General features: G+C 74.2%; 13 protein-coding genes. 8 read left to right on the top strand and 5 right to left on the bottom strand.

The genetic code is table 11. The features are described from left to right. Positions 1-55: 55 nt before the first annotated feature. Genes yidC through rpmH form a run of 4 tightly spaced genes read right to left on the bottom strand, consistent with a single transcriptional unit; the run spans position 56 to position 2195 of the window. Positions 56-1213 carry a membrane protein insertase YidC gene (yidC, locus tag FN207_RS03995; RefSeq protein ID WP_142456997.1) on the bottom strand — a complete coding sequence of 386 codons (1158 nt, stop codon included), beginning with the start codon at positions 1211-1213 and terminating at the stop codon, positions 56-58. Next, entirely contained in the window at positions 1206-1637 is a 432-nt protein-coding gene (gene yidD / locus FN207_RS04000) for a membrane protein insertion efficiency factor YidD (RefSeq protein WP_142456998.1), read from the bottom strand. The genes yidC and yidD overlap by 8 nt, the downstream gene beginning before the upstream one ends. Beyond that, the gene (gene rnpA, locus FN207_RS04005; protein ID WP_142456999.1) at positions 1634-2056 is read right to left on the bottom strand and encodes a ribonuclease P protein component; all 423 of its coding nucleotides are present in this window, start codon (positions 2054-2056) and stop codon (positions 1634-1636) included. The genes yidD and rnpA overlap by 4 nt, the downstream gene beginning before the upstream one ends. A 1-nt stretch (position 2057) precedes the next feature. Continuing rightward, entirely contained in the window at positions 2058-2195 is a 138-nt protein-coding gene (gene rpmH / locus FN207_RS04010) for a 50S ribosomal protein L34 (RefSeq protein ID WP_040338882.1), read from the bottom strand. 677 nt (positions 2196-2872) lie between these two features. On the opposite strand from rpmH, the gene dnaA reads away from it, so the two are divergent. The 7 genes from dnaA to FN207_RS04045 all read left to right on the top strand — a co-directional run bounded on the left by dnaA (position 2873) and on the right by FN207_RS04045 (position 11863). Then, positions 2873-4636, top strand: coding sequence for a chromosomal replication initiator protein DnaA (gene dnaA, locus FN207_RS04015; protein WP_142457000.1), 1764 nt, complete (start codon positions 2873-2875; stop codon positions 4634-4636). 806 nt (positions 4637-5442) lie between these two features. After that, positions 5443-6603 carry a DNA polymerase III subunit beta gene (gene dnaN, locus FN207_RS04020; RefSeq protein ID WP_142457001.1) on the top strand — a complete coding sequence of 387 codons (1161 nt, stop codon included), beginning with the start codon at positions 5443-5445 and terminating at the stop codon, positions 6601-6603. Positions 6604-6740: 137 nt separating this feature from the next. After that, positions 6741-7673 carry a phosphogluconate dehydrogenase (NAD(+)-dependent, decarboxylating) gene (gnd, locus tag FN207_RS04025; RefSeq protein ID WP_142457002.1) on the top strand — a complete coding sequence of 311 codons (933 nt, stop codon included), beginning with the start codon at positions 6741-6743 and terminating at the stop codon, positions 7671-7673. Between the two features lie 31 nt (positions 7674-7704). After that, the gene (recF, locus tag FN207_RS04030; protein WP_142457003.1) at positions 7705-8865 is read left to right on the top strand and encodes a DNA replication/repair protein RecF; all 1161 of its coding nucleotides are present in this window, start codon (positions 7705-7707) and stop codon (positions 8863-8865) included. Then, positions 8858-9358: a DciA family protein gene (locus tag FN207_RS04035; RefSeq protein WP_142457004.1), complete on the top strand. Its 501-nt coding sequence runs from the start codon at positions 8858-8860 to the stop codon at positions 9356-9358. Before recF ends, FN207_RS04035 begins: the two co-directional genes overlap by 8 nt. Positions 9359-9371: 13 nt before the next feature. Next, the gene (locus FN207_RS04040; RefSeq protein WP_185938142.1) at positions 9372-10100 is read left to right on the top strand and encodes a hypothetical protein; all 729 of its coding nucleotides are present in this window, start codon (positions 9372-9374) and stop codon (positions 10098-10100) included. A gap of 56 nt (positions 10101-10156) precedes the next feature. Then, the gene (locus FN207_RS04045) at positions 10157-11863 is read left to right on the top strand and encodes an ABC transporter ATP-binding protein (RefSeq protein ID WP_425459843.1); all 1707 of its coding nucleotides are present in this window, start codon (positions 10157-10159) and stop codon (positions 11861-11863) included. 105 nt (positions 11864-11968) lie between these two features. Here the strand turns inward: FN207_RS04045 and FN207_RS04050 are convergent, their stop codons facing one another. Continuing rightward, the gene (locus FN207_RS04050; protein ID WP_142457006.1) at positions 11969-13498 is read right to left on the bottom strand and encodes an SDR family oxidoreductase; all 1530 of its coding nucleotides are present in this window, start codon (positions 13496-13498) and stop codon (positions 11969-11971) included. Between the two features lie 292 nt (positions 13499-13790). On the opposite strand from FN207_RS04050, the gene gyrB reads away from it, so the two are divergent. Further along, complete coding sequence (gyrB, locus tag FN207_RS04055; protein ID WP_142457007.1) at positions 13791-15827, top strand: DNA topoisomerase (ATP-hydrolyzing) subunit B; 2037 nt, start codon at positions 13791-13793, stop codon at positions 15825-15827. Positions 15828-15880 lie beyond the last annotated feature (53 nt).

Here is a 15880-nt window from a genome sequence, read left to right on the forward strand (position 1 = left end):
CACCCGGCGGGTCCGCGGCCGCGGCGTCGCGAGGGACGCCGGCGCGGACCGGGGGCTAGCGGCGCTTGCGCTTGCCGCCGGTGCCGGCGGGACGGCCGTGCGGTGCCCGGTTGGCCGGCCGCGACGCGCGGCTCCCGCCCCCGGGGCGGCCGGGCGCGGTCCCACCCGCGGCGGTGGCGCCGGTGCCGCTGCCCCCGGTGCCGGTGCCGTTGCCACCGGTGCCGTCGGCCGGAACGCCGTCGGACGCCGGGGCGACGGTGTCGGCCACGCCGTCGGCGGGGACGTTCCCCGTGGCGCCGTCCTTGGTCAGCGCGACGCCGCTCCCGGCGGGGCGGGGGCCCTTGGCCCGCACCGGCTTGGCGCCGGGCTTGGGCGCGAGGGTCTTGGGGTCGATCGCGGGCTTCTCGGCCGCGGCCTTGGCCTTGGCGCCGGGGGACCCGGGCGGGGGCATCTTGCGCAGGATGAAGAACTGCTGACCCAGCGTCCACAGGTTGTTGGTCATCCAGTACAGGAGGACGCCGATCGGGAAGAAGAAGCCGGTGACGAAGAGGCTGATCGGCATGCCGTAGAGCAGCAGCTTCTGCACCATGGCGGCCTGGCCCTCGACCGGGCCGGAGCGCGCCATGATCTGCTTCTGCGTGAAGAAGGTCGTCGCGCACATGATCACCATGAGGACGAGCGCGACCGTGCGGATGCCGCCCTGGGTGACTCCGGGGATGGCCAGGATGTCGGTGGCCTTCTGCCCCGTCATGTTGAACGACGAGGAGATCGGCGCCCCGAACAGCTCCGCGCGCGCGGCCTGGTCGGTGAGCGTGTCGTCCCAGCTGTAGAGGCCCGGCGCGCCCGGCCGGAGCCGGCGCAGCACGTGGAACAGGGCCAGGAAGACCGGGATCTGCGGGAGGATCGGCAGGCAGCCGGCCAGCGGGTTGACCCCGCGCTCCTTCTGCAGCGCCATCATCGCCTGGCTGAAGCCCTGCCGGTCGGCGCCGTACTGCTTGCGCAGCTTCTGGATCTCCGGCTGGATCTCCTGCATCGCCCGCTGGCTCTTCACCTGCTTGACGAACAGGGGGAAGAGGATCAGCCGGACGGTGACGACCAGGAACACGATCGACAGCGCCCAGGTGATGCCGCCGCCCGGGGGCAGGAACGTCGAGAACACCGCGTGCCACTGCTTCATGACCCAGGCGATCGCGGTGTACAGCCAGTCAAGCAACGCCAGCCTCCTGCTGCGGGGTCCGGCGGGGAGCCGGCGGGGTGTGGGGGGCGGGACGACGGGCGCCGTCGGCGGCGGGCACCGTGGCGGCCGGAGCCGTCGCGGGTGCTGCTGTCATCGACGTGCGGCCGTCGCCGCCGGTTCCGGGGCGTGCCCGGTCCGCGCGCGGCGCGGGGACCGGGTCGTAGCCGCCGGGGTGCCAGGGTGCGCACTTGAGCAGCCGGATGAGCGCCAGCCAGGACCCGCGGCCGGCGCCGTGGACGGCGACCGCCTCGGCGGCGTAGGCGCTGCAGGTCGGCGCGAAGCGGCAGCGCGGGGGGAGCGCGGGGCTGATCGCGCGGGAGTAGAAGCCGACGCCGGCGAGGAGTACCCGCGCCAGGGGGCCCGGCCGCCGCTCGGCCGCCGAGCCCGCAGCCGTGCTCACGAGCGGCTCCGCTGCGACGGCGGCCGGTCGCCGAGGACACGGTCGAGGCCCGCGCTCAGGTCGCGGCGCAGCTGCTGCGACGTCGCCGTCGCGGCCTCGGGACGGGCCCGGACGACCAGGTCGGCGGTGTCCGGCAGCCGGCCGAGCTCCTCACGCACGACGGCGCGCAGCCGGCGGGTCACGCGGTGGCGGACGACGGAGTTGCCGACCGCCTTGCCCACCACGAACCCGGCGCGGGGACCGGTCGCCGGTCCGCCGTCCGTCCCGTCCGCGGGCACGCCGAGACCCCCGGCCGTGCGGGCCGGGGGTCGGACGGGGAGGAGGTGGAGCACCATGGTCGGCCGACCTGCGCGCCGGCCCGACCGGACGACCGCGGTGAACTCCGGACGCCGGCGCAGGCGGGCCTGCGCGGGCAGCACCTCAGGCGGAGAGCTTCTCGCGACCCTTGCGGCGGCGGCCGGCGAGGATCGCGCGGCCGGCGCGGGTGCGCATCCGCAGCCGGAAGCCGTGGGTCTTGGACCGGCGGCGGTTGTTCGGCTGGAAGGTGCGCTTGCTCACGGGGTACTCCTACGGCAGGACATCGGTGGTGCGGCCGGCCGGCGGGCAGGCACGCGGCGGGGCTCCGGGGAGGGGCGGCGGGGCTCCTCCGCGGGACCCCGCGAGGCTGGTCGCTGCGGCCCGGCCCCGGAGATGCCCGGCCCGGTCCACAGACTCCGACCAGCATAACCGAGGTCCGCCAGGACCGAGGACGCCGTCGGCTCCCGTCCGCTCCCACGGTGCCGGGCCGGTGCCGACCCGTCATGGTGCACCGGCCGGGCGGACGGTCGGTGTCGGCACGCCGACCGCAGGGGGACGACACGCCGAACGACACGCGCACCGGCTGTCCCAGGGGTCCCCGGACGTCGTTGCCGGGCTGTGGACGGGGCTGTTAGCGTCGCCGTCGCTCCGGTCCGGGCACACCCGTCCGGCCCGGGGGCGACCACCCGGTCGACCTGACCGCCGTCCGCCTCGAGCCGTATCACGACCTCCCTCCCGACCAGCGACGACGCCGGGACCCGGTCCGCACCCGCGGGTCGACAAGGCGCCCTGTCGCCAGTCGTGCACAGCCTGTGGACACTCGTGTGGATCCCGTGTGCCTGGATGTCCACAGCCCGGACAGCCGCGGCGCGGGGACGCCGGCACGGGGACACCCAGGTCGACACCACGGGGACGAGCTGCAAGGGGAGGACACGGTCATGGCCGATGCCACGGTGGACCTGGCGGAGGTCTGGGACTCGGTCCGCGAGCGGCTGGCCACCAGCCTGACCCGCCAGCAGAACGCGATGCTCAACCTCACCCGGCCGGTGGGGCTCGTCGGTGGCACCGCGGTCCTGGCCGCGCCCAACGAGTTCACCCAGACCGTGCTGGAGTCCCGGATGCGCCGGGTGCTCGCCGAGGCGCTGTCCGAGCAGCTCGGCCGGGACATCGGCGTCGCCATCCAGCTCGAGGACGCGCCGGCGTCGGCCGCCCCGGAGCCCGAGGAGCCGCCGACCCGCCGCCCGTGGGCCCCGGTCGACGCCGGGCCCACCGACGAGGACCGCGAGCGGGCCGACGACGGCCGCAGCGCCTTCGGGGTCCGCAGCGACGCCCGGCCGCTGGAGCGCACGCCGTTCGAGCCCTCCCCGTTCGAGCCCGGCCCGCACTCGCCCTACGACGGCCCGCGTCACGACGCCGTCCCGCCGGCCGCGTCCGCGGAGCCACCGGACGGTGCGGGTGAGTGGCCCGGCACCGACTGGAGCCCCGCGGGCCGCGGGCGCGGCAGCGGGCGGCGCCGCGGCGTGCCGGCCGGTGAGGGTGCCGAGGTGCTGCCCTTCGACCTCGGCGACGATGTCCCGGAGGAGCCCGCGCGCCGCGGCGGGAACGGCGGCCGGAGCCCCGGCGGCGCGGTGCCGCTGTTCGGCGACCGCCGCCCGCCGGCCGGGCTGGACCCGGGCCTGAACCCGAAGTACGTCTTCGACAGCTTCGTCATCGGCAACAGCAACCGCTTCGCCCACGCCGCGGCGGTCGCCGTCGCCGAGGCCCCCGCGCGGGCCTACAACCCGCTGTTCGTCTACGGCGACTCCGGCCTCGGCAAGACCCACCTGCTGCACGCGATCGGGCACTACGCGGCGCGGATGTTCCCCAACGTGCGGGTCCGCTACGTCAGCACCGAGGAGTTCACCAACGAGTTCATCAACCTGGTGCACTCCGGCCGGGCCGAGGACTTCCGCCGCCGCTACCGGGACATCGACTTCCTGCTCATCGACGACATCCAGTTCCTGGAGCGCGCCGAGCGGACGCAGGAGGAGTTCTTCCACACCTTCAACACGCTCCACAACGCCAGCAAGCAGATCGTCATCACCTCCGACCGCGCGCCGAAGAAGCTGACGACGCTGGAGGACCGGCTGCGCACGCGGTTCGAGTGGGGACTCATCACCGACGTCCAGGCGCCGGACCTCGAGACCCGCATCGCGATCCTGCGGAAGAAGGCCTACGGCGAGCGGCTGCAGGTGCCCGACGCGGTGCTGGAGTTCATCGCCAGCAAGGTGCAGACCAACATCCGCGAGCTCGAGGGCGCGCTGATCCGGGTGACGGCCTTCGCCAGCCTCAACAAGCAGCAGGTGGACCTGCCGCTGGCCGAGCTGGTGCTCAAGGACCTCATCAGCGACGAGCAGGGCCCGCAGATCACCGCGGCGATCATCATGGCCGCGACCGCCGAGTACTTCTCCGTGACGATGGAGGAGCTGCAGGGCGCCAACCGCAGCCGCACGCTGGTCAACGCCCGCCAGATCGCCATGTACCTGTGCCGGGAGCTCACCGAGCTGTCCCTGCCGCGGATCGGGGCCTCCTTCGGCGGCAAGGACCACACCACGGTCATGCACGCCGTCAAGAAGATCACCAACCTGATGAGCGAGCGCCGGGCCACGTACACGCAGGTCACCGAGCTGACCGCGCGCATCAAGAGCCGCGCCCGCCAGTAGCGCCGTCGGCGGCCGGCGCCGTCTACCGGTGTGGACACCGCGCCGGCTGTCCACAGCCGGTGGACCTCGTGAGAGGCCGGTCGTCGCCCGTCGTCCCGCGGCTGTGCGGCGGTCACCTGCCGTTCGGCTGTCGACATCCCGCCGAGTTGTCCCCAGGGATGTGCACACCCTGGGGAGATCGTGATCGGGCTGTCGCCGCATGTCCCGCGGAGCCCGTGGCACCGCGTGCCGTCCCCAGGTGGTTCCCCATGTGTGCACGGAGCCCCGGACCACCGCGCTGAGCAGGCCTTTCGTCCCCGCAGCGGCTCGCCGTCCCCACCTCCGGCCGACGCCGGCCGCCACCCGCCCGCCCGACCTGGGCACGGACTGGGGACAGGCAGGGGGAGAGACGGGGACAGGACGTGGACGACGGACGGTGACTGTGCACGGCCGTCGAGATGTCCACGTGTCGACAACAGGCGCACACGAGTTCCCCACAGCGAGCCAACATGTCGACTCGGGCGCTGACCTGCACGAAGGGCCCCCATCCCCAGCTTCCACACCGGTGATGACGGAGATGAGGGAGATAGATCCAGGTTTTCTCGAACCCCAGTAGGGGTGGGGACGCTGCGGCCCGGGGGGTCTCCCGACCCCTCCGACGGCCGCAGCGACCAAGGGGCAGGAGCACCTGATCGGGTCCCGGGTTCCCCGATCCCCGCACCGACGGGCACGATGAACGACGCACCGCTCCCGGTCTGCACGGACGTCGGGGGACAGGAGTGCACAGACGACAGCAGTGGGCCGTGCAGAGCTGGGGTGGATCGGTCATGGAGTTCCGGGTGACACGCGAGGTGCTCGCCGATGCCGTCGCGTGGACGGCGCGCAGCCTCCCGCCGCGGCCGTCGGTGCCGGTCCTCGCCGGGATCCTGCTCGAGGTCGACGGCAGCCAGCTGTCGGTGTCCGGCTTCGACTACGAGGTGTCCGCGCGCGCGGAGGTCGACGTGCAGGCCGGGGAGAGCGGCCGGGTGCTGGTGCCCGGCCGGCTGCTCGCCGAGATCACCCGCGCGCTGCCGCCGCACCCCGTCGACGTCCGGGCCGAGGGGCCGCGGCTGTCGATCACCTGCGGCAACGCCCGCTTCAGCCTCCCGACGCTGCCGGTGGAGGACTACCCGTCCCTGCCGTCGATGCCGTCGTCGGCCGGTGTGGTGGACAGCGACGTCTTCGCCGAGGCCGTCGGCCAGGTCGCCATCGCCGCCGGGCGGGACGACACCCTGCCCATGCTCACCGGCGTCCGGCTGGAGATCGAGGACGACCGGGTGACCCTGGCCGCCACCGACCGCTACCGGCTGGCCGTGCGCGAGTTCGCCTGGCGCCCGGAGACCCCCGGCGTCTCCGCCGCGGTCCTGGTCCCGGCGCGCACGCTCGCCGACGCCGCCCGCACGCTGACCAGCGGGCCGGAGATCGTCGTCTCGCTGTCCTCCGGCGGCTCGGGCGAGGGGATCCTGGGCCTGTCGGGCAAGGACCGGCAGACCACCACCCGGCTGCTCGACGCCGAGTTCGTCAAGTACCGGGCGATCATGCCGAGCGAGTCCGCCGCGTACGCGACGCTGCCGGTCGTGCAGTTCACCGACGCCGCCAAGCGCGTGGCGCTGGTCGCCGAGCGGGGCACGCCGCTGCGCTGCGAGTTCACCCCCGGGCAGGTCACCCTGCGGGCCGGCGGCAGCGACGACGAGGGCCAGGCCGAGGAGCGCTGCGACGTCGAGTTCGACGGCGACCCGCTGACCATCGGCTTCAACCCGACGTTCCTGCTCGACGGCCTGGCCGCCGTCCACACCGGCCGGGCGCGCATGGACTTCACCAGCCCGCTCAAGCCCGCGGTGCTCTCCGGCGTCGAGGAACCGGCCACCGACGACGACGGCGAGCAGCGGCCCGCGGAGCGCCCGGGCAGCTACCGGTACCTGATCATGCCGGTGCGCCTGCCCGGATGACCTGCACGGCGGCGGGGCCGACCCGGCTCCGCCGCGAGGTGTCCCGGGCCGCCGGCCCGGGCACGGCAGTGCGCGGGCACCCGCACCGGCGCGTGCGCCCGCATCACGACGACGGTGTGCGACGAGAGGACTGAACCGTGCAGCTGGGGCTGATCGGGCTGGGCAAGATGGGCGGCAACATGGCCGAGCGGGTGCGCCGCGCCGGTCACGAGGTGGTCGGGTACGACCGCGCGCCGGGGAAGCGGGACGTCGACAGCCTCGAGGGGCTGGTCGGCGCTCTGTCCGCGCCGCGCGTGGTGTGGGTGATGGTCCCGGCCGGCGACCCCACGCGGCAGACGGTGCGGGAGCTCGGCGAGCTGCTCGAGCCCGGCGACGTCGTCGTCGACGGCGGCAACTCGAAGTTCACCGACGACCAGGTGCACGCCCAGATGCTCGGGGAGAAGGGCATCGGCTACGTCGACGCCGGCGTCTCCGGCGGGGTGTGGGGCCTGGAGAACGGCTACGCGCTCATGGTCGGCGGCTCGGCCGAGGACGTCGCCAAGGTGCAGCCGGTGTTCGACGCGCTCCGGCCGCCGTCGCCGGAGGACGCGTCGGGTGAGGCCATGCCGGGCGCGGGCTTCGTGCACGCCGGCCCGGTCGGCGCCGGCCACTACGCGAAGATGGTCCACAACGGCATCGAGTACGCGCTGATGCAGGCCTACGGCGAGGGCTACGAGCTCCTGGCCGCCAAGGACCTCATCGAGGACGTGCCGGGCGTCATCGCCTCCTGGACCCAGGGCACGGTGATCCGCTCCTGGCTGCTGGACCTGCTGGTCCGCGCGCTGCAGGAGGACCCGCAGCTGGAGAAGATCACCGGCTACGCCGAGGACTCCGGGGAGGGCCGGTGGACGGTCCAGGAGGCCATCGACCACGCCGTCCCGATGCCGACGATCGCGGCGTCGTTGTTCGCCCGGTTCGTGTCCCGGCAGGAGGACTCGCCGACCATGAAGGCGGTCGCCGCGCTGCGCAACCAGTTCGGCGGGCACGCGGTGCACGCCGTGAAGGCCCAGGAGGTCGAGCGCCCGGCGTGAGCACGGTCGTCGTCCACCCCGCCAGGCGCTGATGTACGTCCGGCACCTGCAGCTGGTGGACTTCCGCAGCTGGGAGAAGGTCGACCTGGCGTTGCGGCCGGGCCCGACGGTGTTCGTCGGCCGCAACGGCGAGGGCAAGACCAACCTCGTCGAGGCGGTCGGCTACCTCGCGACCATGAGCAGCCACCGGGTGTCGGCCGACGCGCCGCTGGTCCGCCACGGCGCGGCCCAGGCGGTGGTGCGCGCGGCGCTGCGCCGGGAGGACCGCGAGCTGCTCGTCGAGGTGGAGGTCAACCCGGGCCGGGCCAACCGCGTCCGGGTCAACCGGGCGGCGCTGCCCCGTCCGCGCGAGCTCCTCGGGCTGGTGAAGAGCGTGCTCTTCGCCCCCGAGGACCTCACGCTGGTGCGCGGCGACCCCGCCGAGCGCCGCCGGTTCCTCGACGACCTCCTGGTCAGCCGCACCCCGCGGCTGGCCGGCGTGCGCAGCGACTACGACCGGGTGCTCAAGCAGCGCAACGCCCTGCTCAAGACGGCGCGGATGGCCCGCGGCGACGCCCTGGCCACCCTCGACGTCTGGGACGCCCACCTCGTCGACTACGGCGGGCAGCTGCTGGCCGCCCGCCTCGCGCTGGTCGCCGACCTGGCCCCGCACGTCGCCCGCGCCTACGCCACCGTGGCCGGCGCCGGCGGCGCGGCGGCCGGCCTGGGGTACGCGAGCACCGTGCCGCTGGCCGGCGACGGCGCCCCGATCGCCCCGGACACGCCGATCCCGCGGGCGGCCGAGCTGTCGGCGGCGCTGCGCGAGCGGATCGCCGAGCGGCGCCGCGACGAGGTGGACCGCGGGATGACGCTCGTGGGCCCGCACCGCGACGACCTGGTCCTGCACCTGGGCGCCGTCCCGGCCAAGGGCTTCGCCAGCCACGGCGAGTCCTGGTCGCTGGCCCTGGCGCTCAAGCTCGGCTGCTTCGGCCTGCTGCGCGCCGACGGCGAGGAGCCGATCCTGGTCCTCGACGACGTCTTCGCCACCCTGGACGCCGGGCGGCGCGCGGCGCTGGCCGAGGTCGCCCGGTCCGCCGAGCAGACGCTCATCACCGCCGCCGTCCTGGACGACGTGCCCGACGAGCTGAGGGGAGCCCGCGTGGAGGTCGGCGAGGGGACGGCGACGCTGGTCGAGGAGGGCCCCGGTGTCTGACGACCGCCCGCCCCGCCCCAGCGACATCGCCCGCGCCGCGCTCGAGGCCGCCCGCGCGGCGTCGGCGTCCCGGCCGGCGCCCACCCGCCGCCGGGTGGCCGGCCCGCGGCGGCGGTGGACCGGCCCCGGCCCCGGCGAGGACGACCCGCAGCCGCTGGCCCGCCTGGTCGACTCGCTGGTCAGCACGCAGGACTGGTCCGAGCAGACCAGGGTCGGCGCGGTGTTCGGCCGCTGGTCGGCGATCGTCGGCCAGGACATCGCCGCGCACTGCCGGCCGGAGACGCTCACCGAGGGCGAGCTGCTCGTCGTCGCCGAGTCCACGGCCTGGGCCACCCAGCTGCGGCTGCTCGCGCCGACCATCCTGGCCAAGCTGCGGGCCTCGGTCGGCGGGGACGTCGTGACGCGGCTGCGCGTTGTCGGACCGACGGCCCCCAGCTGGAAGAAGGGCCCGCGGTCGGTCCGCGGGCGGGGGCCCCGCGACACGTACGGATGAGGACGGTGCCCCGATGAGCAGCCCCCGCGACGACCGGCCCGGCGACGACGACCCGCGTGACGACGACCGGCGCGAACCCGAGGACTCCGCACCGCAGAGCGTGCCGATGACCGTCGGGTCCGGCCGGCCGCCGCGGGCGCCGTCGGTGGTGCAGGAGGTCTTCGCCTACCGCGGCGACACCGTCGGCGCGCAGGGCTGGGCGCTGCAGCACGGCTGGGAGATCTCCGACGGCACCGCCCCGCAGGACGCCGTCCTCGCCGAGCTGGTGGCCACCGCCCCCGTGCGCGCCACGAGGGACCACCGCCCGGCCGGCGTGATGCGCGGCCGGAGCGGCACGCTGGAGCTGGTCGCCTTCGACGTCGTCTTCGTCGACAAGCGGTACACCGTGCCGGAGTACGCGGTCACCGCCGCGCCGGTCCTCCTGCCGCTGCCGGGCCTGCGGCTCTCGCCGGCCCGCTTCTGGAAGCACCGCACCGGCGGCCTGCTGCACGTGCCCAGCGGCGACGCGGCCTTCGACGCCCGCTGGGTGCTGCTGGCCGCCGAGGACGGCGAGGCGGTGCGCCGGCTGGTCGGCGACGTCACCGTGCGCGGCCTGCTCATGCACTCCGACGACGGCGACGAGTTCTGGGCCGCCGCGGGCCACCTGGCCGCGATCCGCCCCGACGGCCACCGCCCCGAGCTCATCGAGCACCACGCCCGTCTGCTGGGCGCGATGGTCTCCGCCCTGGCCGGCGTCCCCTGACCGCCGCCGAGGGCACGGGGACCGCACCGACCGCGGGGCTGCGCGACCTCCTGCCGCTGGTCCGCCCGCACCGGCGCCCGCTGCTGCTCGCGGCCGGGCTCTCGCTCGTGGGCGCGGCGGCCGCGCTGGCCCAGCCGGCGCTGACCGGCCGGGTCATCGGCGCCGTCGGCGCCGGCCGGCCGCTGCTGCCCGCCGTCACCGCGCTGGTGCTGGTCCTGGTGGCGGGGGCGGTGCTCGACGCGTTCCAGTCCTACCTGCTGCAGCGCACCGGCGAGGGCGTCGTCCTCACCACCCGCCGGAGGGTGGCCGACCGGCTGCTGCGGCTGCCGGTCGCCGAGTACGACCACCGGCGCACCGGCGACCTCATGTCGCGGGTCGGCGCCGACACGACGCTGCTCCGGGCCACGGTCACCTCCGGCGCGGTCGAGGTGGCCGGCTCGGCGGTGATCGCGGTCGGCGCGCTGGTGGCCATGGCGCTGGTCGACGTCTGGCTGCTGCTGGTCACCCTGGCATCGGTGACCATCGGTCTGACCGTGGTCGTCAGCACCAGCCGCCGGGTGCGCCGGCTCTCCCTCCTGGCGCAGCAGGAGGTCGGCGCGATGACGGCGGCCGTCGAGCGGGCGCTGTCGGCGGTGCGCACCATCCGTGCCAGCGGGGCCACCGGCCGTGAGGTCGAGACGGTGGGGGAGAGCGCGGCACGGGCCTACCGCGCGGGCGTCTCGGTGGCGCGGGTGCAGGCGCTGGTGGCGCCGGCCGGCTCGGTCGCCGTCCAGGGCGCGTTCCTGGCCGTGCTCGGGCTCGGCGGCTACCGGGTGGCCACCGGCTCGATCGCCGTCGCCGACCTGGTCACCTTCATCCTCTACCTGTTCCTGCTGGTCATGCCGCTGGGCCAGGCCATCTCGGCGTGGACGCAGCTGCAGACCGGCCTCGGCGCGCTGGCCCGCATCCAGGAGGTGCTGGTCCTCGACCCCGAGCACGACGACGTCGCCGAGGTGGGCGGCGCCACCACCGCGCCGCGCCGGCCCGCGGCCGGCGTCCCGCTGCTCGAGCTCGACGACGTCTCCTTCGCCTATCCCGACGGCACGCAGGTGCTGCGCGGGGTGTCGCTGTCGGTGTCCGCCGGCAGCCGGGTGGCGCTGGTCGGGCCCTCGGGCGCGGGCAAGTCCACGGTGCTGGCGCTCGTCGAGGGCTTCTACCCCCTCACCGGCGGCACGATCCGCTGGGCCGGCACCGACGTCCGCGAGCTGCCGCGGGCGGCGCTGCGCGCGCAGCTGGGCTACGTCGAGCAGGAGGCGCCGGTCCTGGCCGGGACGGTGCGGGAGAACCTGCTGCTGGCCGCCCCGGACGCCGGCGACGACGAGCTGTGGGCGGTGCTGGCCGACGTCGGGCTGACCGGGGTGGTGCAGCGCTCGGCGCGCGGGCTGGACGTGCCGGTCGGCGACGAGGGCGTGCTGCTGTCGGGCGGGGAGCGGCAGCGGCTGGCCATCGCGCGGTCGCTGCTGTCGCACCCGGCGCTGCTGCTGCTCGACGAGCCGACCGCGAGCCTCGACGCCTGCAACGAGAACCTGCTGCGCGAGACGCTGGCCGCCGCGGCCGCCGACCGGGCGCTGCTCGTCGTCGCCCACCGGCTGTCCACCGTGCTCGACAGCGACCAGATCGTCGTCCTCGACGGCGGCCGGGTGGTCGCCCGCGGCACGCACGCCGAGCTGGTGGAGACCAGCCCGCTCTACCGCGAGCTCGCCGCGGCCCAGCTCCTCGTCTGAGGGCCGCGGATGATCAGGTGACCTGATCGTGCTGCGTCCTGGCTCACCGTCGGCAGTGAGCCAGGACGCTTCAGGGTGAGCCAGGACGGCTGGCAGGGGCCGTGATCAGGCTGCCTCGTCCGCCCGCGTCGCGTCCTCCTGGTCCAGCGCCTCCGCGGTCTTGGTGATGTTGCGGACCATGCTGCCGAAGACGACGCCGTGGAACGGCGAGACGCTCCACCAGTAGAGCTGCCCGGCCAGGCCGAGCGGGTGGAACGTCGCCTTCTGCCGCAGCCGCGTGCGGGTGGGTGGGTCGACGCCTTCGCCGGCTCGTTCCACGTGGAACTCGAGCCAGGCGAGGCCCGGCAGCCGCATCTCCGCGCGCAGCCGCAGCAGCCGGCCCTCGTCGAGCTCCTCGACCCGCCACCAGTCCAGCGCGTCACCGACGTGGAGGTCGCTGGGGTCGCGCCGGCCGCGCCGCAGCCCGACCCCGCCGACCGCCCGGTCCATCCAGCCGCGCACCTCCCAGGCCAGCGGGAAGCTGTACCAGCCGGTCTCCCCGCCGATGCCCTCCACCACGCGCCACAGCGCCTCCGGCGTCGCGTCGGTCTCCCGGGTGCGCTCGTCGAGGTAGAGGCTGCCGCCGGCCCAGTCGGGGTCCGACGGCAGCGGGTCCGACGGCGCCCCGGGCACCGAGGCGCCCGTCCACCGGGTGTCGACGGCGTTGTTGCGGACCTTCTGCACCGCCAGGCGCACCGCCTCGTCGAAGCCGAGCAGGCCCTCCGGCGGGTCGGGCACGTACCGCGCGATGTCGTGCTCCGTGCACACGACGGTGTTGCGCAGCGACTCCACCAGCGGCCGCGCGATGGCCGCCGGCACCGGGGTGATGACGCCGACCCAGTGGCTCGACAGCGACGGCGTGAAGATCGGCACCGGCAGGATCCGCCGCCGCGGCAGGCCGGTGACCTCGGCGTAGCGCTGCATCATCGTGGCGTAGTCCATGACGTCGGGGCCGCCGATGTCGAAGCAGCGGTGGACGTCGGGCGGCAGCGTGGCGCAGCCGACGAGGTAGCGCAGCACGTCGCGGATGGCGATCGGCTGGATCCGGCTGTGCACCCAGCGCGGCGTGACCATGACCGGGAGCCGCTCGGTGAGGTAGCGCAGCATCTCGAACGACACCGAGCCCGAGCCGAGGATGACCGCCGCGCGCAGCACCACCGTGGGCACGCCGGAGTCCAGCAGCACCCGCGCCACCTCGCCCCGGCTGCGCAGGTGGGGCGAGAGCTCCTCGTCGTCCGGCTCGAGGCCGCCGAGGAAGACCAGCCGGCCGACGCCGGCGTCGCGGACGGCGCCGGCCACGACCTCCGCGGTCCGCCGCTCGGTCGCCTCGAACTCGGGGCCGCTGCCGAGCGAGTGGACGAGGTAGTAGACGACGTCGACGCCCTCGCACGCCCGGGCCACCGCGTCGGCGTCGGTGGCGTCGGCCTCGGCGACCTCGACCTGCCCGATCCACGGCCGGTCGCGCAGCTTGCGCGGCGAGCGGGTGAGCACGCGGACGCGGTGCCCCGCAGCCAGCAGCTCCGGGACCAGGCGCCCGCCGACGTAGCCGGTGACGCCGGTGACCAGACAGGTGAGTGCACGCTCGGCTGGTGCCATGTCGACCAGTCTGCGAGCGCCGGACGACGGGTGCCGGACGGCCGGATCGGTTCCGGCGGGCCCAGCGGCCCTGGGCGGGCGTGTCGACCCGGGGGGCAACACAGGTGGTGCATCCGGTGCCCCGAGTGGCGCAGGAGCGCCCTCAGGGCGTGCGTGACGGCGTTCTTGTCGGTGGACCCGGTAACATGGGACGCAGGAATCCCCAGCATCCGGCTCAGTGGCGCTGTGCGCCCCGCGGCCCCTCCCCGTCGGGAGGTGCCCGCATGCCGGGAGCGTGACAGAAGGGCCCCACGTGGTCGCTCGACCGAAGACCGAGAACTCCTACTCCGGCAGCTCCATCACCGTCCTCGAGGGGCTCGAGGCGGTCCGCAAGCGGCCCGGCATGTACATCGGCTCCACCGGTGAGCGCGGCCTGCACCACATGGTGTGGGAGGTCGTCGACAACTCCGTCGACGAGGCGCTGGCCGGCTACTGCGACACCGTGCGGGTCACCCTGCTGGCCGACGGCGGCGTCCGCGTGGAGGACAACGGCCGTGGCATCCCGGTCGACATGCACCCGGTCGAGAAGCGGCCCACCGTCGAGGTCGTCATGACCGTGCTGCACGCCGGCGGCAAGTTCGACGGCAAGAGCTACGGCGTCTCCGGTGGGCTGCACGGCGTCGGCGTCACCGTGGTGAACGCGCTGTCCACCCGGCTCGACGTCCGGGTGTGGACCCACGGCACCGAGTGGCACCAGGTCTACGACTACGCCAAGCCCGGTCCGCTCGAGGAGGTCGGGCCGACGAAGAAGCGCGGCACCGCGATCACCTTCTGGGCCGACGGCGCCATCTTCGAGACGACGACCTACTCCTTCGACACCATCAGCCGCCGGCTGCAGGAGATGGCCTTCCTCAACAAGGGCCTCAAGATCGTCCTGCGCGACGAGCGGCCCGGTCAGGGCAAGGCCGAGACCGGCGTCGCCGAGGAGGTGTCGGTGGCCGAGGCCGCGACCGCGCCCGGCGCCGAGGAGAAGGCCTTCGAGGCCACCGAGGTCACGTACCACTACGAGGGCGGCCTGATCGACTACGTCGCCCACATCAACGCGAAGAAGTCGCCGATCCACAAGTCGGTCGTCAGCTTCAACGCCGAGGGCACCGGCAAGAACGACATGCGCATGTCGGTCGAGGTCGCGATGCAGTGGTCCGACGCCTACTCCGAGTCGGTCTACACCTTCGCCAACGTCATCAACACCCACGAGGGCGGCACGCACGAGGAGGGCTTCCGCGCGGCGCTCACCTCGATCGTCAACCGCTACGCCGTCGAGAAGAAGCTGCTCAAGGAGAAGGACGAGAAGCTCACCGGCGAGGACATCCGCGAGGGCCTGGCCGCGATCGTCTCGGTCAAGATCGGCGACCCGCAGTTCGAGGGCCAGACGAAGACCAAGCTCGGCAACACCGAGGTCAAGGGCTTCGTGCAGAAGGTCTGCAACGACCAGATCTCGCACTGGTTCGAGGCCAACCCGTCCGAGGCCAAGACGATCATCACCAAGGCCGCCTCGGCCGCCCGCGCCCGCCGCGCCGCGCAGGACGCCCGCAAGCTCGCCCGCAAGAACCTGCTGAGCAACAACTCGCTGCCGGGCAAGCTCGCCGACTGCCGCTCGACCGACCCGCGCAACTCCGAGATCTACATCGTCGAGGGCGACTCGGCCGGTGGTTCGGCGAAGTCCGGCCGGGACTCGATGTTCCAGGCGATCCTGCCCATCCGCGGCAAGATCATCAACGTCGAGAAGGCACGCATCGACCGGGTCCTCAAGAACACCGAGGTCCAGTCGATGATCACGGCCTTCGGCACCGGCATCCACGACGAGTTCGACCTGTCGAAGCTGCGGTACCACAAGATCGTCCTGATGGCCGACGCCGACGTCGACGGCCAGCACATCCGCACCCTGCTGCTGACCCTGCTGTTCCGCTTCATGCGGCCGCTGGTCGAGGCCGGGCACGTGTACCTGGCCCAGCCGCCGCTGTACAAGATCAAGTGGGGCGGCAAGTTCGGTGACGAGTACGTCTACACCGACAAGGAGCGCGACGCCGTCCTCAAGGCCGGCGCCGAGGCCGGCCGCAAGCTGCCCAAGGACGACGCGATCCAGCGCTTCAAGGGCCTCGGCGAGATGAACGCGACCGAGCTGTGGGAGACCACGATGGACCCGGAGACGCGGATCCTGCTGCAGGTCACCCTCGAGGACGCCGCCACCGCCGACGAGCTGTTCAGCGTGCTGATGGGCGAGGACGTCGAGGCCCGCCGCAGCTTCATCACCCGCAACGCCAAGGACGTCCGCTTCCTGGACGTGTGACGCGCGCCGGGCCGCGGGATCCCTCCCGCGGCCCGGGCGCCGTCGTCCCCCGC

The sequence above is a fragment of the Geodermatophilus aquaeductus genome, assembly GCF_900182545.1.
GTDB lineage: Bacteria > Actinomycetota > Actinomycetes > Mycobacteriales > Geodermatophilaceae > Geodermatophilus > Geodermatophilus aquaeductus.